Below are 23,367 nucleotides of genomic sequence, written 5' to 3' on the forward strand. Positions count from 1 at the left end.
ATTTCTGTCCGTCGGACCGAGAATTTGCCGCCGGCTTCTTTCAGATTCCTCCTCACGAAGGACACCCTTGCCTTAAGCTAACGCTTCCCACTACCAAGGCGCGCTCGGGACTTGCACCCTATAGTTTGCRCCCATGCCGGGCACACAACAATAAAGGCCACCCTTAAACGGATGGCCTCTTCTTTTTATGTTTGTATTTTCGAAAACTTCGGCAAGCTGCTTACATCACCGCTTTAACCTTCAGCTGCCCGCTGGACAAGGTGCGGATAATCAGCTTTTCGCTGGTGGGGTAAATGGCCATGATATCCATGTCGCGTATGGCAACCTCAGGGCGGATATTTTTATTGGCGTTGCCGGCAATTTCGGTTTGTATCCTGGTTTTGCTATCGGCAATAAACTGGCTTAAATTATAAGCAGCCTTTTGGCGTATCATATCGGTTATTTTGCCGTTGAACATCCACTTGGCGGCTTTAAGCATCCATGCTTTAGTCTGCAGGTCGAAGGTAAGATCGGGGAACGACAGTTCGTGCGTGGCGGCGTTGTAGGTTGGCGTACCAACCAGGTAAATGGTGCCGGTGTTCGAACCTTTAAAATCAACCTGCATGGCTATCTGCTTTCCAATGCCATATATTTCGGTATTGTCTACAATAAAATCCTTACCCGCTATCTGTGCGCTTTGGCCAACGATTTGCTTGTTTACCACATCGGTAAGGTGATTGTAATTCTCCAGCAGATCAAGGTAAATGCTAAAACCATTTGCCGGGGCATAGGTGGTTAAATTAGGTAATGGCTTAAGCGGCAGGTTTGCGCTTGCAGTGGTTACCACAGGCTTTGCAGACAGGCCCACCGAAAAATTAAGCACTGAGCCATTCACACTGAATTTACTTAACCTAACCGTTTGCGGGTTGATGGAAAGGTATCCCACATCGCCAATTTTTACTTCGGAAGCCATATTTTTCCATATCTGTTCAACCAAAGGCCTGATGTTGTAAGCCGCAATTTTTGCGTCGACCTGTTTACCAAGGTCATTTAGCGGCCCGCTCACGTATTCTATCAGTTTATTGGTTACATCAATATTCCCCATTAAAATATTGCATCGGTCAATTGGTTTAGGGGCAGGATACAACACGGTTTTAGAACTCAAATGAAAATCGGGCGAGATGCTGAAGGTTGATTGGTAAGATATCTCCATTTTTCGTGGAGGTTCGGTGCCCCATCCGCATTGCGCAGATAGCGTGGGCACCATGCACTTTGTGTCGCCGCCAAACAAACTACCGCATTTGGCACAGTAGGATGCATTGATACCATAGCTGCCCACGAATTTTAAATTGACAACATTGCTGCTGCCCGTAATATTAAAGGGGCTACGCGTAAAAGTATAGGCGTATCGCAAACCCTCGCAAGGCTGCTGATTATCTGTGTACTTAACCGGTACAGAATTTTCGGCCTGCACAAAATAGCTTTTCAGGTCTACACTAACGGGAACTTCTATATTCGATACGGGCTGTATAAGTTTAGGGATGTCTTCAGCTGCGAGGCTTACGGGGGCAGGCGGTTTTACCACGGAACAGGAATAAAACATAAGCGACAGCAACATGGCTGTAAAAAGGGGTTTAGGGGCAAACTTCATGTGAAAGGTTAAAATATTTAATACGGGAATAATCAATGCGGCAAAAATAATAAAGCAATTGGGCATTCCCGTATATTTTTGTGAGGATAGTTGGGATCCGGTAAGTATGGATGCGTGGCTACACATTATTGTATTATCAACATAAGCGTTCAATCTTCGTTATAAATAGTTAAGCCCCGCACCTCATCGGCGCGGGGCTTAATCTTATGTATCTTTTATTTATTAAAACTGGAAATAGATAAACGATTTGCCCGATTCCTGGCTGAGGACAATCATCACCAGCATAAAGCCCCATACCATCGCCACGCCCCACCAGGGCATTTTAGCTGCGGTTTTTAACACGCTGTTTTTGCGCATGGTCCATTGCACTACCAGCATCAGCGTAATTACTACTGCTACTTTAATGATGGCTATACTAGTGAGCAGCGGTGTAAGGCCCGCTTTGGGCGCAAACATAGCATTGAGCAGTCCCCAGGCGCCGCCAAAAGTAGCCGAGCATTTAAAGTATAGAAAATCCCCCCCCCCGAAAACCTGGCCGAGCTGGAGCAATTTAAATCTATGACTTAGGGTGCTCAGCAACGTTTTCAGGTTTGCTTTAGACGGCGATATGCGCGCCGTCAAGCTCTATTTTGAAATGGTAGGCAGCATCAATGAACAACACGCCAACAAAGTAGTGACCGACCAAAACAACTCAACATCCAAATAAACAACACAATCCTAAGGCAGGAAGACATTAATCGGTCCAGCATCGAGCAGCTAAACCAGATAGAAAATATTATCAGGAAAGAGGTGACGGCGAGGATTGGTTAACTAACTCCCCTGTAAGTGACGCAAGTACCCTGTCCTGATCGGCTGGGGCTACTCTCTCATACTGAGGCAGTCATCAGCATGTGCAGCGGTTGCCATCGCTGCATATGCCAAGGGGCTTTTGTTTTTGATATGACATGGTTACAAAAATCACCTCATTTTGCAGTTTTAAGGCTTTTTATCAAATCACAATTATTTTCGTTTTATTTTTTCGTCCGGCATAATTGCATCTTTAGTAGTACTAACTTCTTGCTGTTTTTTTTGTTTTTTCTTTATTAGATGAGTAATGTTTTTTTTGCTTTGGTCATATTCAAATATTAGTTTGGAATTAAACCTTACATCACGATTAAGGCTGTTTGTAATATCAATTATTTTTTCATACATATTATCTGATTCTGTTGAAAACTTAGCAATAATATTAGTAGACTGCGCTGTAATATAAATTAAAGGAAAAGACTCGAGACCTTCAATCCTAGACCAAAATTTAAATTCTTCTGATTCTTTGAACTCTTTCATCTCTTGGTTAGCTATTTCCACATAATAAAAATCCACATTTTTTGCAAATTTAGTATTCTCTAAATGTTTTTTCAATCCTTTACAAGGAGCACACCAGTCTGCACTAATTATAAAGACAGAAATTTTTCCAATTTGTGATATTTGACTCACTGGAACGATTTTTCCATTGGTATATATTTCTTTAAAGACAGTTTGGGAAAAAGATTTTGCTGAAAAGAATACTAAAAAAATTAAAAAAAATGTCCGTGTCATGACTTAAATTCTTTAATTGTAAAATTCCTATTGCATGGAGAATCTACCTGCATTTTACAGGGCAATATTTCTGTAAATTTTAAATTTGTGGGAACACCATCATGAACTCTTTGACCATACGAATTTGTCTGTGGATTCCTCTCGCAGAAGACATTGTAATAAAATTCTTTCTCCGCACGATCGTAAATGCTATCTCCTTCATAATAAAACTTTTGAGTCACATATTCTTGAGAACAGAATTTACACCGTGACGCATATGGATGACTTGACGGCCTGCCATAACAAAAATATTCTTCTAATTGAGTGTAAAGTATAAATGCGCTATGACAGTAATAAAGTGTCGCCCCAGAATGGATTAACTCGTTTGACTTATTCTTAGTTATAAGTTGAGGTCCGATAAAAATACCACTTTCTTTATTATTCACATCTTGAAAAAGCCTTCCCTTGTTTGCATGAGGAAGATTTACATTGTTTTTTGTATTCGCATTCTTTTTTTGTTTAAATGCTAACGCTGGAGTTATAGGAGGTGACGATCGCTTTCTCAAAACCTCGTCTATTGCGCCGGCATAGTAATCAGTCATAACTCTATTTGGAATATCACCGACTTTTAATTGATAATTTATTGCATCAGAGATTTTTATTTTTCCAGTATTCAACTTATCTTGATAATCTTTTTTGTAAGTCTCAAAGTCAATGAAGCCTGAATCATTTTCAGGAAAAAGATATTTTGCAAAAGTCAAATTCGGTACTAACACTATTCCTGCACCTATAGTGAATGAATTGAGTAAAAAGTTTCTTCTTTTCATTGTTTCACTTTTTAAATTAATATTTTTTTAATTCATCAATAAGATTATTGAGCGAGTCTTGTATAGTCTCTCGTTTGGGGTATAATTTGTAAAAATTAATTAATTCTGTTATAGATTGTTTTCGAATTTTTTCAGGACAAACAGGAATGCTTTTTTGATTTTTTAATTCGTAAAGCATTTCAATACCTCTTCTAGCATAGTTATAACTGAGTTCGACTTCATTATCGTTAACAGGCCCATTTTTTAACAAAACGTCTTTACCCTTGTCTAAATATTCCCGGGCTTTAGTCAATTTATCAAACGAAGCCGTGTCAACGTAGTATTGATAGCCACCAAATAAAATCCCTACTATTGCAATGATACCAGGTATTGCAATTTTCAACCAAGTTTTCATATTCATGATTTATTAGTTTTTTTATTACTGCCGAATCTTATATCTATTATTATAATCTCAATAAATATAAACAATAAAAAACGAATAAAAAAACGTATAAATACCTGATTTTTATCTATTTTTAAACATCATTAAATGCACGTAATTTAGCCCATGGTCGGTGTTATCACCGCACCATTAACCTACAAAAACACGAGGTACAAAAACCCTCGCTCTTGGCCGTGAGCATCCGCGCTGACCTTGTCAAGCACTACTCGCACCCAAGCCGCCCGGCGTTTGTTACCGTCCCGTCCCCCCCCTACCCAAAGCACGCCAAATTCCTTACTTAAGCATGATAATCAGCATTTTACCTTCCCTTATTTAGTACTTACCTTTATAGTACTAAGAAAATATCATAAATACAGAAAAATCCATTTTGGCCGCTGCCTGTTTTTTGGGAGTAGAAGAACTTTTCAGGACCCAGCGCGGCGTTATATCAATAGCACCCGGTTTATCTACAAAAAAGCCCCTACGGTTATAACTGCCTTTACGAAAGGCCGGAGTGGGTGTTGGGATAATCGGCCCGTCAACAAAACATCAGTATAAAACCCTGTAGGTATGAGAGGGCTTTTTGCTTTCCAAACGTTGTTATCAGTTCCAAACTCACATTAGTATAATATAAGCCAGGTATACTTTCATTTTACTTTTTAATTAATTTTTATAAATAACCAAATATATAAAACATTGGAATATAGTTATTTATAATAAAATTCAAAACACAAAAGCGTGTCTTAATTATTATTTAATATTATTCGAATGGCCGTTCAGTTGCTGAAGACTTATTGTATCACAAATCCGTTACAAAGACTTTCAAAAAATAATAGGTGTTAAAACATGAATTTGCCTCCTGGCGGGCTGACTCAGCCGACGAGCCGGCCCAATTATTTATCGTTGCGCCGCCTTTATAAAAGCTAAATACAGCTAAATTAGGCCGTTTAAAATATATTGCCTTTATGGATACTATTTGCCTGGTTGAGGATAACGAGAAGGTGTCGTCGTTTATAAAAAAGGGGCTCAACGAGCATAAATACAATGTAGACGTTACCGCCACCGGCGAGGCTGCCCTGGAAATGCTGCTGCAAAAAAACTATAATCTGCTTATATTGGATGTGATGCTGCCCGGAATGAGCGGTGTAGAATTATGTCGGCAAATACGCAAAACCCAGCCCCTTATACCCATCCTGATGCTGAGCGCCCTCGGCACCATAGACGACAAGGTGAATGGCCTGAAATCGGGTGCGGACGATTACCTGCTCAAACCTTTCCATTTCAACGAGCTGCTTGCGCGCATAGAGGCCCTGTTGCGCCGCAAAAAAGTTGCCGACGAAGAAGAGCATATCCTTAGTTTCGGCGGCCTCAAACTAAACACCTGGACCAAAACCGCCGAGCGCGAGGGCCAACAGATCATCCTCACCGCCAAAGAATACAGCTTACTTGAACTTTTCATACAGCACCCGGCCAAGCTGCTATCCCGCGAGTTTATTATGGAGAAAGTATGGGGCATCAGCTTTGATACGGGCACTAATATGGTTGATGTGTACGTAAATTATCTGCGCAATAAAATACAGAAGGGTTTCGATAAAAAACTTATCCATACCGTTATCGGCATGGGCTATATACTGAAAGATTAAGTCACACCATGAAAATAAAAACACGCCTTTCCTTATACTTCACGCTTATCAGCTCCGGTGCCTTGCTGCTGGTGCTGATTGCCGTGTACGTGGCGGTTTTCTCTTTCTTCAATGCCGATTTTTACAACAGGCTGCGCGAACGCGCCAAGCTGGCCTCGCAATTCTACCTAAAAGCCGATGAGCTGGCCACCGATTCGCTGGTGCGGGTGCAGCAAAAATACCTGGAAAAACTGCCCGACGAGGTCATCCGCATTTATGATGATTACAACCTATCGGCCTTCAACACCAAAAACAACGTGTACTGGACCAAGGAAATCATCGAACAAGTACGCTTGGATGGCAGCATACAATACGAGGAAGGCCGGCGCAAGGTAGTAGGCGAGTACTATAAAGATAACCAGGGCAATTTCGTTATCCTGGTATCTGCAGTTGATGCCAACCTGGAGCACCGCACCTGGGTGCTGGCAAAAATCACGGGCGTGCTGTTTCTTATTTTCGGTACCTGCTTATTTTTTGCCGGCCGTGTATTTGCGCAGCGGGCATTATCGCCCGTAGATAAAATTATAGCCCAAATAAATAATATACAAGCCAGCAACCTGCATTTACGTGTCGATCAGGTGAACAGCCGCGACGAGATTGCCGAACTGGTAAACAACTTTAACCGCCTGCTGGAGCATCTGCAGAACGCCTTCGAACTGCAGCAAACCTTTGTGGCCAACGCTTCGCACGAACTACGTACCCCGCTTACCAGCATCATGGGCGAGGTGGATGTGGCCCTTACCAAAAAACGCAATATCGTTGAATACGAGCGGGTACTGCGCTCTATCGCCAACGATGGCGGCCGCCTGCAGGAAACCATTACCAGCCTGATGGAGCTGGCCCAGGTAGACCTCAACTACACCCGCGCCGCCCTTACCCCCGTGCGCGCCGACGAGCTGATATGGGAACTGGAAGAATACTGGGCCACCAAAAAAGGCCCCGGCATGCTCAGGATACAATTAGGTACTTTGCCTGAGGATGAAGAACTGCTCACCCTGCCCGCCCATAAATCGATGCTGTACATCGCCTTGAATAATATTATCGATAACGCCTTTAAATATTCTGACAACCAGCAGGTTACATTAAGTTTCCGGGCAGATGTGGCGCGTATCAGGATAGCCATTGCCGATAAAGGGCAGGGCGTCAGCGCAGCCGATGCCGAAAAAATTTTCCTGCCATTTTTCAGAGTAAACAAAGATAAAAGCATATCAGGCAGCGGCATAGGCTTGTATATCACCAGTAAGATCGTCGAACTATTCAAGGGCACGATAAGGGTACAGTCGGAGTTGGGTAGCGGCAGCACCTTTATCGTCGAGTTTTTAAAGTAGCAAGCGCTTGCTGCAATTCTAATGCTAATCTAATTTGGTTTTAATGCGTCTCTAATTTGAGTGAAATAGGTTTGTGTCATCAAATTCTATTGAACTCATGATACGCAGCTATTTCCGAACCGCCCTCCTGTTGGCCCTGCTCATTGCGGCGGGCCAGGGCGCAAAAGCACAAACAGACACGCTCAAAATCACCTTTAAAGATGCCGAAAAGGCCTTTTTAGACAAAAACCTAAGCCTGCTTGCTCAAAAATACAATGTAGATGCCGCCCAGGCATTAGTCAAGCAGGCAAAGCTTTGGGACAACCCCGTACTGAGCACCGATCAAAACATCACCGATGCCGGCCATAAATACTTTGCCCACAGCAACGGGCAGGGCCAGGTTTTGGTGCAGTTAAGCCAGTTGATAAAAACAGCAGGCAAGCGCGGCAAGCAGATACAGATAGCTCAGGATGGCGTGCAGATACAACAAGCACAATTCAACGATCTGCTGCGCAACCTGCACTACAACCTCCTGTTAGATTTTTCGCAGGTGGCCAGCCTGATGGAACAGCGCAAGGTGTACCAAACCGAGATAGCATCTGCCACGGCAATGGTAAACGCTATCGAAAAATCGTACCAGGCGGGCAACAACTCCCTTAAAGATGTTATCCGTTTAAAGGCCTTGAATTTCGGCTTGCAGAACGATTTGGTAGAGATAGACCGCCAGATAAACGATTTGCAAAGCGAACTGAAAACCCTGCTGGCAGCCAACGAAACCCAATTTATTGCGCCGCAGGTTACCTTCACCAATACCGATACCACCTTAAACGCAGCTGCCCTTTCCGAGCAGGCCAAAGCCAACCGAGGCGATTATCTGGCAAGCAAATACCTGCTTGATCAAGGCAACCACAACCTGGCCCTGCAAAAAGCACTGGCTGTGCCGGATATCACCATCGGTAGTACTTACGATCAACATAGTAGCTATGCCAGCAACTACGTGGGCCTGGAGATTAGCCTGCCCCTCCCCTTCTTCAACCGCAACCAGGGCAACATCAAAAACGCCAAACTGAGCGCGCAAAGCCAGGAAGTTACCGTGCAAAGTAACGAGGTGCAGTTAAAGAACGAGGTGTATTCGGCAGTAAACCAGTACAACCTTAGCCAGCAACTGCTGGGCAACAACCAAACCGACTTTTACAGCAAGTACGACCAACTTTATGCCAGCATGCTCAAAAGCTTCCGCGAAAAACAGGTTGGTTTGCAGGAGTTCATCGATTTCTTCGACTCTTACCGCGAAACCAAACTGAAGATATTACAGCAGCAGCTTAACCTGCAAAAAGCTATCGCCGATCTTAACTACGCCGTAGGTACCACCGTAATTACGCCATTATAACACACAGAACAAAAAACACAGCATATACAGCAATAACATGAAAAAGGGACTAATATATATCGCGGCAGCATCCATAGCACTTGCATCCTGCCAGGAAAAGAAAACCGGCACTATGGCGGTAGAACAGGTTTGCGTAAGCGATTCCATGGCCAAACTCATCCAGATAGATACCGCCAAAACCACCCGTATGGAAGACGAACTGGCACTTACCGGCCAGGTATCTTTCGATGAAAACAAAGTAGTAAAGGTGTTCCCCTTTACCAGCGGGCAGGTAACCGAAGTAAAGGTTTCCCTGGGCGATAAGGTAAGCAAGGGCCAAACCCTGGCTATACTGCGCAGTGCCGACGTGGCAGGCAGCTATACAGACCTCAGCTCTACCAAAGCCGACCTCGCCATAAGCAAACGCCAGATGGAACAGGCCGAATACCTATACAAAAACGGCATCTCCAGCGAACGCGATTACATAGAGGCAAAAGAAAATTACAACAAGGCGGTAGCCGCAAACAGCAGAATACAGCAGCAGATAGCCATCAACGGCGGCGGCAATACCAATGCCAGCGGTACGCTTATCATCAAAGCACCTGCCGATGGCTTCATCGTGGAGAAAAACATCAGCGCGGGCAACTTCATCCGGCCAGATAACAGTAGCAGCCTCTTCACCATATCAAACATGAAGGATGTTTGGATATGGGCCAACGTGTTCGAAACCGATATTGCTAAAGTAAAGAAAGGCTACGATGCGCACATCACCACCCTGGCCTACCCCAATAAGGTATTCACCGGCAACGTAGATGAAGTAAGCACAGTATTAGACCCCGACAATAAGGTAATGAAAGTGCGCATAGCCCTCAGCAACAACGATATGCTGCTGAAGCCCGAGATGTTTACCAATGTATTGATAACCAACAAGGAGGCTTCAAGCTCGGTAGCCATACCCGCGTCTGCCGTGATATTCGACGATAGTAAAAACTTCGTGGTGGTGTACAACAGCAAATGCAACCTGCGCGTGCAGGAGGTAAGCGTAATTAAAACGGTAGATAATATCACTTACATATCTATGGGGCTTAAACCCGGCGACAAGGTGATATCGCAGGGGCAGTTGCTGCTGTATAACGCACTTACCGAAGAATAAGCCGCCCCTTTTCGCAGCCACAAAATGACTATACACAGCAAACCCTTACGGGCGCTATCATCACATAAAAATATATCATGAACAAGCTCATTAAAAATATAATACACTTCTCGCTCAGGCGCCGGGGGATGGTATTCTTCCTTACCGCCGTGCTGGCCGTGCTGGGCGTATGGAGCTACTTAAACACGCCTATAGAAACATTTCCAGATGTTACCAACACCCAAATCATCATTATTGCCCAATGGCCCGGCCGCAGCGCCGAAGAGGTGGAGAAAATGATAACCATCCCGATGGAAACGGTGCTGAACTCGGTACAGAAAAAGGTAAACCTGCGTACAACATCGGCCTTCGGCTTATCGTACGTCCGCATTATTTTTGATGACGATGTGGATGATGCGTTCGCACGCCAGCAGGTGCTGAGCCGCCTGGGCAATGCCGACCTGCCCGATGGCGTAAAACCCGAAGTTGAGCCACCCTACGGCCCCACCGGCGAAATTTACCGCTACACGCTTAAAAGCAAAACAAAATCCATACATGATTTAACGGCGATACAGGATTGGATACTGGATAAACAGTTTAAATCGATAGAAGGCGTAGCCGATGTAAACAGCTTCGGCGGCGAAGAAAAAACTTATGAGGTAAGCGTTAACCCGTCATTACTTCAAAAGTACGGGCTCACGTCGCTGGATGTTTTTACTGCTATAAACCGAAGCAACATCAACGTAGGCGGCGATGTGATAGAGAAGAACGACCAGGCCTTCGTGGTGCGGGGCATCGGCCTTATCAACAATATCAGCGAGATACAAAGCATCATTATCAAAAACGTAAACAACGTACCCATATTGGTAAGCAGCGTTGCCGACGTAAAAGAAGGCGGCCTGCCCCGCCTTGGCCAGGTAAGCCGCGATAGGCAACAGGATGTAATAGAAGGCATCATTGTGATGCGCAAGGGCGAGAACCCCGCCAAGGTGCTGGATAAGATACGCGCTAAAGTTACCGACCTGAACGATAACATATTGCCAAAAGGTGTTAAGATAGATACCTTTTACGACCGCACAAACCTGATGGATTTTTGTACCGAAACGGTGATACACAACCTGTGCGAAGGCATTATATTGGTGACGGTTATCGTGTTCCTGTTTATGGCCGATTGGCGCACTACATTAACAGTGGCCATTATTATACCGCTGGCCCTGCTGTTTGCTTTTATATGCATGCGCATCAAAGGGATGACGGCCAATCTACTATCTATGGGCGCTGTAGATTTTGGTATTATTATAGATGGCGCGGTGGTGATGGTAGAGGGCATCTTCGTCGCCCTGGACCATAAAGCCAAAGAAGTAGGCATGCAAAAGTTCAACGGCTTAGCTAAGTTGGGCCTGTTTAAGAACGTAGGTGCCGAAATGGGGAAAGCTATCTTCTTCTCCAAGCTGATCATCATCACCTGTTTGATTCCGATTTTTGCTTTCCAAAAGGTAGAGGGCAAAATGTTCTCTCCGCTAGCCTATACCCTGGGCTTTGCCTTGCTGGGTGCATTGTTGTTTACGCTTACGCTTGTGCCTGCGTTATCCAGCATCCTGCTGCGGAAAAACGTTAGCGAAAAACATAACCCGGTGGCTATCTTTTTTGAAAAAGGTATTATGCGGATGTTTAATTTCACTTACAAAAATCAAAAACTTAGCATCATCATTGCCCTTGTTTTTATGGCGCTCACTTTCTTCTCCGCCAAATTCTTAGGCACCGAGTTCCTACCAGACCTGAACGAAGGCGCGCTTTGGGTAGAGGCCGAATTGCCCATGAGCGTTTCCTTGAACCAGGCAGAAAGCATCAACCAAAAAATGATGCAGATACTGGAGAAATTCCCCGAGGTAAAGCAAACGCTTGCACAAGTGGGCCGCACCAACGACGGTACCGACCCTAAAGGATTCTTCGACGTACAGATACAGGTGGATCTTAAAAACAAAAAGACATGGCCAAGCGGCCTTACCGAAGAGGCGCTTATTGACCAAATGGACCAGCAATTGCGTAAACTACCGGGCATTGTTTACAACTACTCGCAGCCTATCCGCGATAATGTGGACGAAGCCGTAGCCGGAGTAAACGCCAGTATGGCCGTAAAGATCTTCGGTACCGATTTTGACGTTCTGGATAAAAAAGCCGATAAAGTAATGGCGGTATTAAAAACCGTGAAAGGCGTAGACGACCTTGGCGTACTGCGCAACCTGGGCCAGCCCGAGTTTAGAATAGAGCTGGACCAGCAGAAGATGGGTATTTACGGCGTTGCTACCGCCGATGCCAACTCGGTGATAGAAATGGCCATAGGCGGCAAAGCGGCAACCCAATTGTACGAGGGCGAGCGCAAGTTCGATATCCGCATACGTTACGAGAAACAGTACCGCGATACCCGCGATAAGATAGAAAACCTGATGGTGCCTACGCTCAACGGCTCAAAGATATCCATCAAAGAAATATCTACCATCAAGGAGCTTACCGGCCCGGCGTTCATCTTCAGGGATAACAATACGCGGTATATAGCCGTAAAATTCTCGGTCCGCGGCCGCGATTTGGGCAGCACCATTGCCGAAGCACAACAAAAAGTAAACGAGCAGGTAAAGCTGGACCATGGCTACGCTTTCACCTGGAACGGCGAGTTCGAGAACCAGATACGCGCATCTAAAACCCTATCACACGTGGTACCGATCTGTTTACTGGTAATCTTCCTGATACTCTACATCATGTTCGGCAACGCTAAAGATGCGGTGCTGGTAATCTTCAACGTACCGTTCGCCTTAATTGGGGGTATATTGGCGCTGCACATTACGGGCATCAACTTTAGTATATCTGCAGGTATCGGTTTCATCGCCTTGTTTGGGGTATGTATCCAAAACGGGGTTATCCTTATCTCGGTATTCCGTAAAAACCTCGAAGAAGGTAAACATTTGGACGAAGCTATCATGACCGGCGTACTATCCCGCATCCGCCCCGTGGTGATGACGGCCCTGATGGCTGCCATAGGCTTGATGCCTGCGGCATTATCAACCGGTATCGGTTCCGAAACGCAGAAACCGCTGGCAGTGGTCGTTATCGGTGGTTTAATGACCTCCACCATACTTACCTTGCTCATATTACCGCTTATTTATGCCATAGTGCACAGGTTTATCCATAAACGGGAAAACCGCAAAACACTAAAACGGATAGGTGCAATTAACTCCTAAACATTTACTTTTGGCCGCAGCGCCCCCCTGCGGCCAAAAGTTTTTTTATGATAAAAGCCTACAAACTATACACCGGCCCCGATGGGCACTCGCACATCCAAACCGGCACGGTTAGCCGGGGCGTGCTTAACCAGGCCTCAAGCATCCGTTTCCAGGAATCTCCTCCGCATTCGTTTTACGATTGGCACAACGCCCCCACCTGCCAGTATGTAGTTACCCTTACAGGCACCCTGGAGTTTGAAACCTTCCCCGGCGAGACCTTTGTTTTACGCCCCGGCGAATTGCTCATAGCCATGGATACCACCGGCACCGCCCACAAATGGAAAATGCTTGGCGACGAACCCTGGCGGCGTATTTACGTAGCCTTCGACGAAAGCCAGCCGGTGAATTTTGTGGAGGATGAGGTTTAGATGTGCAGATATGCAGATTTCAGATGTGCAGATGAATAGGATTGATACGCAAATCTCAGATGCAAGGCACAATCAATCTCCGAATTTATTCTCCTCCTCATCTGCACATCTGCACATTTGAAATCTGCACATCTAATGATGAGCTATTTACATAGCCGTCCCACGCTTTTTTTTACCGCATTTCTTCATAACTTACCGCATGAATAAACATGCCGTGCTCATCGTACTGTTCTTCATTGGCCTTATCCTTTCGGCCATCAACCCGCACGATTATTTTACCTGGATATTGGAAGTCTTCCCGGCCATCATCGGCTTCGTGGTGCTGGTGCTTACTTACAAGCGTTTCCAATTCAGCTACCTCACCTATGTGGCCATATTGCTGCATTGTTATATCTTGTTCATCGGCGGGCATTATACCTATGCCGAAGTACCAGCATTCAACTGGCTGCGCGATGCCTTACACCAAACCCGCAACAACTACGATAAAGTGGGCCACTTTACACAAGGGTTCGTGCCTGCTATGATTGCCCGCGAGCTGTTTATCCGCTGTGGAGTCATCCTCAAAAAAGGCTGGGTAGCATTCTTAACCGTATGCGTTTGCATGAGCATCAGCGTAACCTATGAATTTATCGAGTGGTTCGTATCAGTAACCTCCGGCTCCAGCGGCGATTCTTTTTTAGGCACGCAGGGCGATATATGGGATACCCAAAGCGATATGCTCTTCGCCACCATCGGGGCTATTTGTATGGTGGTGCTTTTTTCGAAACTTCAAGACAAGCAAATTGAGGCGCAGATAAAGAATTAGATGTGCAAATGCCGGGGAAAATCCCCCATCGTCCTTGCGAGCGATAGCGTGGCAACCATCGGCTGGCAGGGCCGTTTTGCAGAGCAGACTTACTAAGCGGCCCTGCACAACCGACCTGCTTCCTGAGGATTGCTTCGCCGCTTCGCTTCCCTCGCAAAGACGATGGGGTTATCTGCACATTCGCCTAAAAAGCCCCTCGTTCCCCGGAAAGCTCCTCATCAACTCCCCCTTCTCCGCCATCTCAAACTCGCTGAACTCGAATCCCGGCGCTACGGCGCAGCTTACCAGCGTATAACCTGTTTTGAAAGGTATCTCGGCGGCAAACCATAAACCGGCGGGCACTATCAAGGACAAACTGCCATCGGGCTGGTCTGATAGCTGCCAGGCCTCGTGTTTGCCTTGAGCGTTTATGACGTGCACCGTCAGCGGCACACCCTGGTGGAAGTACCATATCTCATCAGATGCTATTCGGTGGAAACCAGAATAATCTTCGCCCTCGAGCAAATAGTATATGGAGGTGCATGCCTGCAGCGTTTTTTCGTCTCCAACCCTATTTACCTCTTGTTTCGAACGGAACACCTCCTTGTAATAACCACCTTCGGGATGTGGTTGCAGGGATAATTGTCGTATCCAGTATGCGGCATCTTTTTTTTCCATAATAAAATCCTACCAGCTAATGTAGCAGTTTAGGATGTGTTTTAAAGCAACAAAACCCGGCTGCGGGCCGGGTTTTGCTATTAAATGCGCGTAATTTATTTACGGTTTGGGCACCAGTGTGCCGTTAAGCCCGTTTACTACACCGTTGGCACCTATCAAATCAAATAAAGTAACCTGTGCTGAACTGCCGGCCGCATTAGTAAGCTGCAATTTGCTGCCGGCTAACGATAGGGTGAGCGGTTGCCCGTCTAAGGTAGTCACCGTTGCTTTGCCTTTACCTGCGGTTAATGCTGCTACAATTTCTTTTTTTCCATATTTACCTGTAACCACATGCCCTTTTAGCAATGTTGCCAGCTTTACAGGGTCTTTCATCAGGCTGTCGAGCTTGCCGGCAGGTAAACTGCTGAAAGCGGCGTTATTGGGCGCAAAAATAGTGTAGGGCCCGCCTACTTTTAAAACAGAATCGAGCTTGGCTGCCTTAACGGCTAATAATGCGGTGCTATAATCGGCATTGCTGGCCAGCGCGCCTACTACATCGCTTGCGGCATCGGTAGTAGTTGTTGTGGTGGTGGTCGTTGTGGTCTTTTTAGTAGTATCTTGTGTTGTTTGTGCAAATACGCTGCTTGTGGTAAAACCAAATGCGATTACCGCTGCAGCCATAAAAATGGATCGTTTCATGTTTCTCCTTGTTTTTAGATGTATAATAATTAAGTGTTGTGTAATTATTTATCGCATAGTAATTTTTTATTAACTATTGAATAAGCAAATAAATAGAAAGATTGTTTAAGGAAATTTGAATTTGTGGACCGGCGACCGTTCTATCGCACATACAAGGCCCATTGATACTGCAAACAAGAACACGGGGAAGCAAGAATATCCTCCGGAGAAAGGAAAAATTTAAAACATGGCTGACGAGCCGGCGTTAACTATTTTTAAATAAATTATTAAATCAGAGATCACTATTCGTAATCTAGCGTTATATCCAGATTTTCTACAGATTAATAACTTAAATAGCAACAATTTTAACTCAGCTTATATTCTTTGAAAAAGATAATCCTCATACTCCTTTGCATAGCATCTTTAACCGCTAACGCCCAAATAAAAGTTAGCACTAAAGATTCCTTAAAAACGGATTCGGCAAACCTGCTGGCCCTGCCCGATACGGTTAAACATTTAAAAACAGCCTGGCAATCGTTTATCCCCCCTGCGGCATTTATTACTTATGGTGCACTATCATTCAATGTAAAAGCTATCCGTAACTTCGATTTTTACATCGACAGGGAGGCGGAGAAAGACCACCCCGGCAACCTCTACCCGGTAGAAAATTACTTACAATATGCCCCTATTGTGCTGGTATATGGTTTGAATTTTGCGGGCGTGCACGGCAAAAACACCTTTATCGATAGATCTATACTGCTCGGCTTATCAGAAGGTATATTCGGCCTGGCTACTTATGGTTTAAAACGCTCGTCAGATAGACTACGGCCCAACGGCGCCGACCGTAATTCGTTCCCCTCGGGGCACTCGGGCAGTGCGTTCGTAGCAGCCGAGTTTATAGCGCAGGAGTATGGCGGAAAATCGCCATGGTATGGCGTGCTTGGCTACACGTGTGCTACTGCTACGGCAGTTTTAAGAGTTTATAATCATAAGCATTGGTTTAGCGATATTGTGGCCGGCGCCGGTTTTGGTATAATAAGTACAAAAGCAGCCTATGCCATCTATCCGCTGTTCAGGAACAAGCTTTTCCATGATGATAAATCTAATAAGCAAACTTTAATCATGCCAACTTTTAGCGATGGCGTGGTGGGGTTTGTTTTTACTAAGCAGTTGTAAGCTAATCGGAGGCTAATTTGTTAACCCTGGCCTGCGAGCGTATTTAAAAAACGTTTACAGGCAAGCTAAAGGATTGTTACAGGATCTGTCTCACCGTGTTTTACTACCAAGCAACTGGATATTATAATGCTTCCTGGGCCTACAAAACACATCCTCAATATTTTGAGCTGGGGTTAAATCTCCATCTACAACATCAACATCTGCTAAAAGGTGAAACGTTTTTAAATTCTCAAGGTGGTGCAGAAAGTTTATTGAATTGATTTTTCCACTATCGACGATTCGCAAATCCTCCAACTTTGTTAAGGCATTTAAAGGCTGATAATCCTCTATTCGACGACACATATCGATTTTGAGCGACCTAAGTTCTGTCAAATAAGAAATATCCGCTATCGATGTTAATGACCGACATGCGCCCAAAAGCATTGTTTGAATATTTATTAATTTCTCGACACCTTTTAACGACTTGATAGAAGCTGTTTTAATCACTAATTCAGTTAGACCAGTCAATTTTTCTATAGGCTTTAAGTCTTGTTCTTTGTATTCGCTTAAGAATAGCGATTTTAGGTTTTGGCAATTTTCTAAGCCTTTCATATGCCCTTTTCGCCATTGGATACTCAATTTTTGCAAGTGAGTTTGAGCACTTAAATCAATAATACTATCTCCTTGTAGAGTGAGGCTTAACCCTTTCAGCTTATCTAAACTCTTCAAAAAACTAAAGTCTGCATCGTCAACACTGGTTATACTTAACGATTCCAAGAAAGTAAATTCGCTTAAAAATTCAAAGCCCTCTAATCTGTGTTCAGGTAAATCGGCAAATATTCGTAATCCGTTCAATTTCTCCTTTCTTATGGTCGATTCAATGAAGTCTTTACTATAATCTTTTTTATAAACCAGCATGTTCCCCGTTGGGGAAATCTGAAAAGTCTTTATATTACCAGAGGAGTGTTTCATCCTATCACTTACGTTGTTTAATAGGGCCTTAAAATTGCGCAAGATAGTGCCGCCGGTCATATTAGCCTCAATTAGTTACCGTGTAATGATACGTTCCCGAACCAAGCTCTACCAATACATAGTTTTCTTTGCTGTTAGCAGGCTGGTAAGGCTTGCCGTTTTGCAGCGCTTTGCCATCGTCCATCACGCTTGCTGCATCTTTGGCGGGGATATACACCGATGCCGTGGTGTTTACCGGTATCTGTACATCCAGGCTTAGTTTGCCGTCGGCTATCTTCCATGCGGCGCTCACCGTTCCGTAATAAGTTTGCAAACTTGCCGATGCATTGCTGAAACCGCCACCCGGGTGCGGCATTATTTTGATATGCTTATAGCCCGGCGCATCGTTATAAGTATCCAACCCTACCATGGTGCGGTACATCCAATCGCCAATGGCACCGTACGAGTAGTGGTTAAACGAGTTCATGGTAGGCGTTTCGAAAGTTTTATCGGGCTTTATACCGTCCCAACGTTCCCAGATGGTTGTTGCGCCCATTTTTACGGGGTACAGCCAGCTTGGGTAAGTATCCTGCAATAACAACTTATAGGCCACATCGGTATAACCAAACCTGCTGAGCACCTGGCAAAGATAGGGCGTACCCAAAAAGCCGGTAGTGAGGTGGTTGTTATAGGCTTTTACGTTAGCTGCCAGCCTTGCCGCAGCCTGCGGGCGAAGGTTCTCGGGCAGCATATCAAAATTAAGAGCAAGCACGTAAGCCGTTTGCGTGCCCGATACCATCCTGCCGTTGGCGGTTACATATTCGCGCATAAAGGCATCCTTGATGTTCTTCAGCTGCTTGCCGTAGGTTTCGTAATCATCGGTTTTGCCTAATACCTGTGCTGCATTGATGAGCAACTGCGTAGAGTAAGCATAAAAGCACTGAGCTATGAGGTATTTATCGGTAACTGCTGAGGTGCCGTCGGTATCGTCGTTCACGCTGTAGAACAGCCAATCGCCAAAGTGGAAACCGGTGTTCCAAAGGTCGTTTTTGCTGTTATTCTTCATATAATCTACCCAGGCTTTCATGCTGGGGTACTGGTTAACCAACACCTGCTTATCGCCATAGGCTACATACATGTTCCAAGGGATAACGGTTGCGGTTTCGCCCCAGCCTGCGCTGCCTGCTGCGCCCTGGCCCAGCACGTTGGGTATCACGAATGGCACCGAACCGTTACTCAATTGGTCGGCCGCTACATCTTTGAGCCATTTGGTGAAAAAGTTATCTACATTCATATTGAAGGATGCCGTGCGAGAGAACACCTGCGCGTCGCCCGTCCAGCCCAGGCGTTCATCGCGCTGCGGGCAATCGGTAGGTACATCTAAAAAGTTGCCTTTTTGCCCCCATTGGATGTTATGTTGCAACTGGTTCACCAGCGCATTGGATGAGGTAAAAGTACCCGTCGGTGCCATGTCCGAATACAAAGTCACGGCCGTAAAATCGTCGGGGTTCAGTTCGCCGTTATAGCCTTCCACTTTGATGAACTGGAAACCATGGAACGTAAAGTGCGGCTCGAACACTTCCACATCGTCGCCACCAAGTATAAAATTATCCTGCGCCTTGGCCGCCCTCAGGTTATCGGTATAAAAGTTACCGTCCTTATCCAATACCTCGGCATGCGATATGGTAACTTTCTGCCCCTTTTTGCCTTTAAGCCTTATTTTTACCCACCCTACCAGGTTCTGCCCAAAATCAACAATATGTTCGTTCTTCTTGGTTTTGATTACGCGCAGGGCCTTAAAAGTCTCGTGCTTGCGTACAGGCTCGTTATAAGTAGCCAGCAGGTTCTTCACGCCATAATCCATCACCTGCACGCCGCTCCAACCACTATCGTTGTAGCCATTTACGGCCCAACCCTTTTTTATCTTACGGTTATCTATCGTTTCGCCGTTGTATATCTCCGAGTAGGTGATTTCAGCGGTGCTCGATTTCCAACTATTATCCGTTACAATTACTTCCGATGTGCCGTCGGAATAGGTTACATGCAATTGCAGTAAAAGGGCAATATCCTTACCAAAATAATTCACGTTGTTATTAAAGCCAATAGTGCCGCGGTACCAGCCGCTGCCCAATGTAACGCCAATGGTGTTGCTACCGGTAGCCAGCAGGTCGGTAACGTCATAAGCCTGGTATTGCAGGCGTTTGCTGTAGCTTGTCCAGCCCGGTGTAAGGTAAGCATCCCCTACCCGGTGGCCATTTATTTGAGCTTCGTACAGGCCGTGCGCAGTAATGAATGCGATGGCCGAGCTTACTTTTTTTGTAGAACTGAAGCTTTTACGGAAAATTGGGGATGCGCGCAGGCTATCTTCCTTATAGCCGGGAGCAATCCATTTGGCCTGCCATTCGGTGGGTTTAAAAAGTGACGTAATCCAATACCCGGTTTCGCTCCATGCCGAGGCTTTTTTGGTGTTATCCCAAACGCGCACCTGCCAGTAATATTTGGTGTGCGATGCCAGCGGTTTGCCCTTATAGGCCACATGTACAGATGAATCTGAAACGATTTTTGCAGACGCCCAGATAGGTTTCCTGAAATCGGGATAAGTGCTTACCCTCACCTGGTAAGCCGTTTGGCTAACATTGCGCCCGGCAGAGGCCAGTTCCCAGGTAAAGCGGGGCTGCACCACATCAAGCCCAATGGGGTTGCTGCGGTTTTCGCATAAAATTTTGTTTACGGTAACCTGTGCCTGCGCAAAGGCGGCAATTAGGGCAAAGACGGTAACAAGGAGTAAAAATTTTCTCATTTTTTTTCAATAATTGGCGGTAATAGGGCCTGCCGGGATTTATACATTGGCGAACAAAAAGTAATATTTATTAATGTGCGTTACAAACACATTAAAGATGGTCTCGGTACATTTTCAACATGAATTACAGGTTAAAAGGTGGTTTTATGTATGGTGCGACTAATGTAGAAAAGATGAAAGCAACAACTGTCCTGAACTGTCATGATAACATGGGTTTTCAGTAATTTTTTTATACGGCTATAGGTGTAATAATAGCGGGGGAAAAAAGAGAATGGATGAATGTATGATGCTTTCCGTTTGAAAGGAGCAGGAAATGGTTGACAATACCCTATCCAGCTATCTCGGCGCGAATACATGCACAAACTTCAGTTCTATTACGCCACCACCGGGGATGGCATCAAAAATAATGATGTCTCCCTTTTGCTTAAAAGGTACCTGTTTTTTATTTTGCACGATGCTTTTGGCAAACAGCCGATTGGTGCGAAGGTTGATGGTGAGCGGCTGGTTATAGTTTCTTCGGTTACTAAGGGTATCGGTAAGGCTCAGCTTCCAGCTCCAGGCCTTCTTTTCTATCAGCTTAAGCGTTGCAGAATTACGCTCCTTGTGATATTGAATAACATTCTTAAAAGGCGCAATCCAAACAGAATCCTTGCGCTTTTCTAATTCCATTAAATGCTGCGCGAAAACTTTTCCGGGTGTAATGATCCAGCCATCTTCAATGCCATGATAGGTAGGGCAAAACCAGCCGCCAACGGCGATGGTTTCGTCGAGGTACTTACCGAAATTGGCCATAGATGCCGAATCGGCTATCATCTTGCTGTTTACGTTGTAATAATCGTCGTTGGTTTTGGCAAAATCGTAGGTGTTGTAAGCGTAGGGCTTGTTTTGAGTGGCCCTTGCACCTATAAAGTATGGCGCAACGGTTTTACGGATGGCTTTATCTTTATCAGTATTCGCCCCGCCCTCGCCGAAGGGGTAAGCATGGGTAATCATCCGCTGCGAGGGTATCAGCGCGTCCATCTGTTTGTTGGCTTCGGCACACTCCATGGCAATGGTATCTAAAGCAATTTTAATAAAGTGCGGATGGGTTAACGCGTGGTTGGCAATCTCGTGCCCTTCAAGCGCAGCATTCCTGATGAGCTGCCAACTGATATGCTGCGCGTTTACGATGGAAACCGACATAAAAAACGTGCCCTTGAAGCCGTATTTATCCAACAAGGGCACCGCAACGGCATATTGCCCGGGGATGCCGTCATCAAACGTTAAGCTCACCGCAGCCTTTTTATTGCCATACCACTGCGCAATGGTGTAATTAAGTTTTTGCTGTGTTTGCGCAGCAGCCATCATAGGCAATAGGCTAGTGGTTAGGGCAACCAGCCCAATCATTATGCGTTTATAATTTCTCATATTGTTTAGCGGCATCATCCAGTATCAGCACCCAATCCTGCCCGTAACCGGTGGTGGGTGGTTGAAACCTGTAATTTTGTGTATTTGATATTGGCGGCAGCTGTTGTGCCTTGCCGTTGCGAGGGTTAAGCCAACAGGCGTTCAACTTATCGCCTTTTATTTTACCGGCCACAACCGTAAATGGCTTGCCTGCTACGGTGTAAACAAATAGGTAGTCGCTGCCACGGGTAGCTTGTATCCTTTCGGCGGGTCCATAATTATTTTCAAGTATGGCAGATTGGTCGGGCACCCTATCCGTCAATGGGCGAGATTGCATTAGTTTGCTTAGGATACCCATCTGGGTGGCTCCCGGCAAATCGAGCGCATCGTACCAAAACATGTGCGGGCCGTTTAGCGGTTCGTATCTTGGTGAATACATCTGCCATACGTCATGGCAGCCATAGGTGTGCCCAAACGCGCCGGAAAACAAATCGAGGTAGGCATATTTGCGCACATCATAAGCACTGGAGGTACCCAAATCTGCCACATTGAAACATACCGGGTGGTCTTCATAAATGGGCTCGGCATCAAGCACGGGCTTTAATGGCAGGGTGTTGTAGCTTGTAAAAATCTTATCGTAAACCGGGGTATCGCGGCAATGCCCGTTCTGGAACATATTGAAGGAGAACCAATCCTCGCCCCTGAACCACTCGGCAGAGCCTAATTGGTTGGGCTGGCAATGATAACTGATAAGCGCTTTGCCATCGGTAGCTTTCATGATAGCCTGCCCCATGGCGCGCCAAATGGCCAAATCGGCCTGGCCGCGGGGCTGGCGGTCGCCGCCCAATACCCATATAATGTTGGTTCTATTTTTATACCGTTTGGCCAGCCAGCCTGCATAGGCAGCTGCGTTTTGGGGATTGAATATCTCGGGCCCGGCACCCCATCTATCCTTGAACACTTTATCTCCCCAGGTTGGCAACAGGGCTATGTTGAGGTTGTATTCGTTGGCCTTATCTATTATATAATCAACATTGGCAAAATACTTTTCGTTGGGCTTTTCGGGGTCGTCGTTTATCAGCGGTTTTTCGCCGTAAGCATTCGGCGTATGCAGGCCCTCGAGCTCGGCCAAACCAACGGCCTGTATAACCGTAAAGCCCTGCGCGCTGCGATGTTTCAGATACCTGTCGGCTTCTTCCCTATTCAGCCGGTGGAACAGCTCCCAGGCCGTATCACCGAGCCAAAAGAATGCCTTACCCGCTTTCAGGATATAATGCCTATTTGCAGACACGGCGAATTGCGCGAATGAGGGCGTTGCAAACGCGAAAACGAGCACCAGGAGCAGGAGTTTTTTCATTACAGCAGCATTTACAATCGGCGCTGTAAAT

At 45.6% G+C, this 23,367-nt stretch carries 20 protein-coding genes; 9 read left to right on the forward strand and 11 right to left on the reverse strand.

Annotated features, from left to right (window positions below):
• Window positions 1-220 precede the first annotated feature (220 nt).
• The gene (locus AC1DYT_RS23865; protein WP_477472007.1) at window positions 221-1,630 is read right to left on the reverse strand and encodes a DUF4403 family protein; all 1,410 of its coding nucleotides are present in this window, start codon (window positions 1,628-1,630) and stop codon (window positions 221-223) included.
• Between the two features lie 222 nt (window positions 1,631-1,852).
• Window positions 1,853-2,179, reverse strand: coding sequence for a hypothetical protein (locus tag AC1DYT_RS23870; protein WP_477472008.1), 327 nt, complete (start codon window positions 2,177-2,179; stop codon window positions 1,853-1,855).
• A gap of 19 nt (window positions 2,180-2,198) precedes the next feature.
• Between AC1DYT_RS23870 and AC1DYT_RS23875 the strand changes: the two genes are divergently transcribed.
• On the forward strand, window positions 2,199-2,336 hold the full coding sequence (locus tag AC1DYT_RS23875) for a hypothetical protein (RefSeq protein WP_477472009.1): 138 nt from the start codon (window positions 2,199-2,201) through the stop codon (window positions 2,334-2,336).
• Between the two features lie 293 nt (window positions 2,337-2,629).
• Here the strand turns inward: AC1DYT_RS23875 and AC1DYT_RS23880 are convergent, their stop codons facing one another.
• The 3 genes from AC1DYT_RS23880 to AC1DYT_RS23890 are packed head-to-tail and all read right to left on the reverse strand — an operon-like array spanning window position 2,630 to window position 4,405.
• Complete coding sequence (locus AC1DYT_RS23880) at window positions 2,630-3,205, reverse strand: hypothetical protein (RefSeq protein WP_477472010.1); 576 nt, start codon at window positions 3,203-3,205, stop codon at window positions 2,630-2,632.
• The gene (locus AC1DYT_RS23885; protein ID WP_477472011.1) at window positions 3,202-4,011 is read right to left on the reverse strand and encodes a hypothetical protein; all 810 of its coding nucleotides are present in this window, start codon (window positions 4,009-4,011) and stop codon (window positions 3,202-3,204) included. Before AC1DYT_RS23885 ends, AC1DYT_RS23880 begins: the two co-directional genes overlap by 4 nt.
• A gap of 16 nt (window positions 4,012-4,027) precedes the next feature.
• Entirely contained in the window at window positions 4,028-4,405 is a 378-nt protein-coding gene (locus AC1DYT_RS23890; protein ID WP_477472012.1) for a hypothetical protein, read from the reverse strand.
• A 992-nt stretch (window positions 4,406-5,397) separates the two neighbouring features.
• Here AC1DYT_RS23890 and AC1DYT_RS23895 point away from each other — a divergent pair.
• From AC1DYT_RS23895 to AC1DYT_RS23925, 7 genes are all read left to right on the forward strand, one after another.
• On the forward strand, window positions 5,398-6,075 hold the full coding sequence (locus tag AC1DYT_RS23895; RefSeq protein ID WP_477472013.1) for a response regulator transcription factor: 678 nt from the start codon (window positions 5,398-5,400) through the stop codon (window positions 6,073-6,075).
• Window positions 6,076-6,083: 8 nt separating this feature from the next.
• Window positions 6,084-7,442, forward strand: coding sequence for a HAMP domain-containing sensor histidine kinase (locus AC1DYT_RS23900; RefSeq protein ID WP_477472014.1), 1,359 nt, complete (start codon window positions 6,084-6,086; stop codon window positions 7,440-7,442).
• A gap of 97 nt (window positions 7,443-7,539) precedes the next feature.
• A complete protein-coding gene (locus AC1DYT_RS23905; protein WP_477472015.1) occupies window positions 7,540-8,811 on the forward strand; it encodes a TolC family protein in 1,272 nt (423 codons plus the stop codon).
• Between the two features lie 37 nt (window positions 8,812-8,848).
• On the forward strand, window positions 8,849-9,943 hold the full coding sequence (locus AC1DYT_RS23910) for an efflux RND transporter periplasmic adaptor subunit (RefSeq protein ID WP_477472016.1): 1,095 nt from the start codon (window positions 8,849-8,851) through the stop codon (window positions 9,941-9,943).
• A gap of 77 nt (window positions 9,944-10,020) precedes the next feature.
• Window positions 10,021-13,158, forward strand: a complete 3,138-nt coding sequence (locus AC1DYT_RS23915) for an efflux RND transporter permease subunit (protein WP_477472017.1) — start codon at window positions 10,021-10,023, stop codon at window positions 13,156-13,158.
• A 47-nt stretch (window positions 13,159-13,205) separates the two neighbouring features.
• Window positions 13,206-13,568, forward strand: coding sequence for a hypothetical protein (locus tag AC1DYT_RS23920; RefSeq protein WP_477472018.1), 363 nt, complete (start codon window positions 13,206-13,208; stop codon window positions 13,566-13,568).
• A 199-nt stretch (window positions 13,569-13,767) separates the two neighbouring features.
• Window positions 13,768-14,373 (forward strand): DUF2238 domain-containing protein, encoded by a 606-nt coding sequence (locus AC1DYT_RS23925; RefSeq protein WP_477472019.1) that lies wholly within the window; start codon window positions 13,768-13,770, stop codon window positions 14,371-14,373.
• 168 nt (window positions 14,374-14,541) lie between these two features.
• On the opposite strand, the gene AC1DYT_RS23930 is transcribed toward AC1DYT_RS23925, so the two are convergent.
• The gene (locus AC1DYT_RS23930; protein WP_477472020.1) at window positions 14,542-15,030 is read right to left on the reverse strand and encodes a cupin domain-containing protein; all 489 of its coding nucleotides are present in this window, start codon (window positions 15,028-15,030) and stop codon (window positions 14,542-14,544) included.
• Between the two features lie 99 nt (window positions 15,031-15,129).
• The gene (locus tag AC1DYT_RS23935; protein ID WP_477472021.1) at window positions 15,130-15,708 is read right to left on the reverse strand and encodes a fasciclin domain-containing protein; all 579 of its coding nucleotides are present in this window, start codon (window positions 15,706-15,708) and stop codon (window positions 15,130-15,132) included.
• Window positions 15,709-16,071: 363 nt separating this feature from the next.
• Here AC1DYT_RS23935 and AC1DYT_RS23940 point away from each other — a divergent pair, with 363 nt between their 5' ends.
• Window positions 16,072-16,863, forward strand: a complete 792-nt coding sequence (locus AC1DYT_RS23940; protein ID WP_477472022.1) for a phosphatase PAP2 family protein — start codon at window positions 16,072-16,074, stop codon at window positions 16,861-16,863.
• A gap of 90 nt (window positions 16,864-16,953) precedes the next feature.
• On the opposite strand, the gene AC1DYT_RS23945 is transcribed toward AC1DYT_RS23940, so the two are convergent.
• From AC1DYT_RS23945 to AC1DYT_RS23960, 4 genes are all read right to left on the reverse strand, one after another.
• A complete protein-coding gene (locus AC1DYT_RS23945; protein WP_477472023.1) occupies window positions 16,954-17,814 on the reverse strand; it encodes a leucine-rich repeat domain-containing protein in 861 nt (286 codons plus the stop codon).
• Window positions 17,815-17,881: 67 nt separating this feature from the next.
• Window positions 17,882-20,593: a family 78 glycoside hydrolase catalytic domain gene (locus AC1DYT_RS23950; RefSeq protein WP_477472024.1), complete on the reverse strand. Its 2,712-nt coding sequence runs from the start codon at window positions 20,591-20,593 to the stop codon at window positions 17,882-17,884.
• A gap of 336 nt (window positions 20,594-20,929) precedes the next feature.
• The gene (locus tag AC1DYT_RS23955; protein ID WP_477472025.1) at window positions 20,930-22,000 is read right to left on the reverse strand and encodes a polysaccharide deacetylase family protein; all 1,071 of its coding nucleotides are present in this window, start codon (window positions 21,998-22,000) and stop codon (window positions 20,930-20,932) included.
• On the reverse strand, window positions 21,987-23,336 hold the full coding sequence (locus AC1DYT_RS23960; RefSeq protein ID WP_477472026.1) for a glycoside hydrolase family 140 protein: 1,350 nt from the start codon (window positions 23,334-23,336) through the stop codon (window positions 21,987-21,989). Before AC1DYT_RS23960 ends, AC1DYT_RS23955 begins: the two co-directional genes overlap by 14 nt.
• Window positions 23,337-23,367 lie beyond the last annotated feature (31 nt).

It is taken from the genome of Mucilaginibacter sp. P1_D10 (assembly GCF_056406215.1).

What these genes read in the sequence shown, in the direction of transcription:
- AC1DYT_RS23925 (WP_477472019.1), top strand. Translation starts at nt 13,768, where the DNA reads ATGAATAAACATGCCGTGCTCATCGTACTGTTCTTCATTGGCCTTATC.
- AC1DYT_RS23955 (WP_477472025.1), bottom strand. Translation starts at nt 22,000, where the DNA reads ATGAGAAATTATAAACGCATAATGATTGGGCTGGTTGCCCTAACCACT.
- AC1DYT_RS23890 (WP_477472012.1), bottom strand. Translation starts at nt 4,405, where the DNA reads ATGAAAACTTGGTTGAAAATTGCAATACCTGGTATCATTGCAATAGTA.
- AC1DYT_RS23935 (WP_477472021.1), bottom strand. Translation starts at nt 15,708, where the DNA reads ATGAAACGATCCATTTTTATGGCTGCAGCGGTAATCGCATTTGGTTTT.
- AC1DYT_RS23885 (WP_477472011.1), bottom strand. Translation starts at nt 4,011, where the DNA reads ATGAAAAGAAGAAACTTTTTACTCAATTCATTCACTATAGGTGCAGGA.
- AC1DYT_RS23880 (WP_477472010.1), bottom strand. Translation starts at nt 3,205, where the DNA reads ATGACACGGACATTTTTTTTAATTTTTTTAGTATTCTTTTCAGCAAAA.
- AC1DYT_RS23895 (WP_477472013.1), top strand. Translation starts at nt 5,398, where the DNA reads ATGGATACTATTTGCCTGGTTGAGGATAACGAGAAGGTGTCGTCGTTT.
- AC1DYT_RS23960 (WP_477472026.1), bottom strand. Translation starts at nt 23,336, where the DNA reads ATGAAAAAACTCCTGCTCCTGGTGCTCGTTTTCGCGTTTGCAACGCCC.
- AC1DYT_RS23920 (WP_477472018.1), top strand. Translation starts at nt 13,206, where the DNA reads ATGATAAAAGCCTACAAACTATACACCGGCCCCGATGGGCACTCGCAC.
- AC1DYT_RS23915 (WP_477472017.1), top strand. Translation starts at nt 10,021, where the DNA reads ATGAACAAGCTCATTAAAAATATAATACACTTCTCGCTCAGGCGCCGG.
- AC1DYT_RS23950 (WP_477472024.1), bottom strand. Translation starts at nt 20,593, where the DNA reads ATGAGAAAATTTTTACTCCTTGTTACCGTCTTTGCCCTAATTGCCGCC.
- AC1DYT_RS23910 (WP_477472016.1), top strand. Translation starts at nt 8,849, where the DNA reads ATGAAAAAGGGACTAATATATATCGCGGCAGCATCCATAGCACTTGCA.
- AC1DYT_RS23900 (WP_477472014.1), top strand. Translation starts at nt 6,084, where the DNA reads ATGAAAATAAAAACACGCCTTTCCTTATACTTCACGCTTATCAGCTCC.
- AC1DYT_RS23930 (WP_477472020.1), bottom strand. Translation starts at nt 15,030, where the DNA reads ATGGAAAAAAAAGATGCCGCATACTGGATACGACAATTATCCCTGCAA.
- AC1DYT_RS23905 (WP_477472015.1), top strand. Translation starts at nt 7,540, where the DNA reads ATGATACGCAGCTATTTCCGAACCGCCCTCCTGTTGGCCCTGCTCATT.
- AC1DYT_RS23865 (WP_477472007.1), bottom strand. Translation starts at nt 1,630, where the DNA reads ATGAAGTTTGCCCCTAAACCCCTTTTTACAGCCATGTTGCTGTCGCTT.
- AC1DYT_RS23945 (WP_477472023.1), bottom strand. Translation starts at nt 17,814, where the DNA reads ATGAAACACTCCTCTGGTAATATAAAGACTTTTCAGATTTCCCCAACG.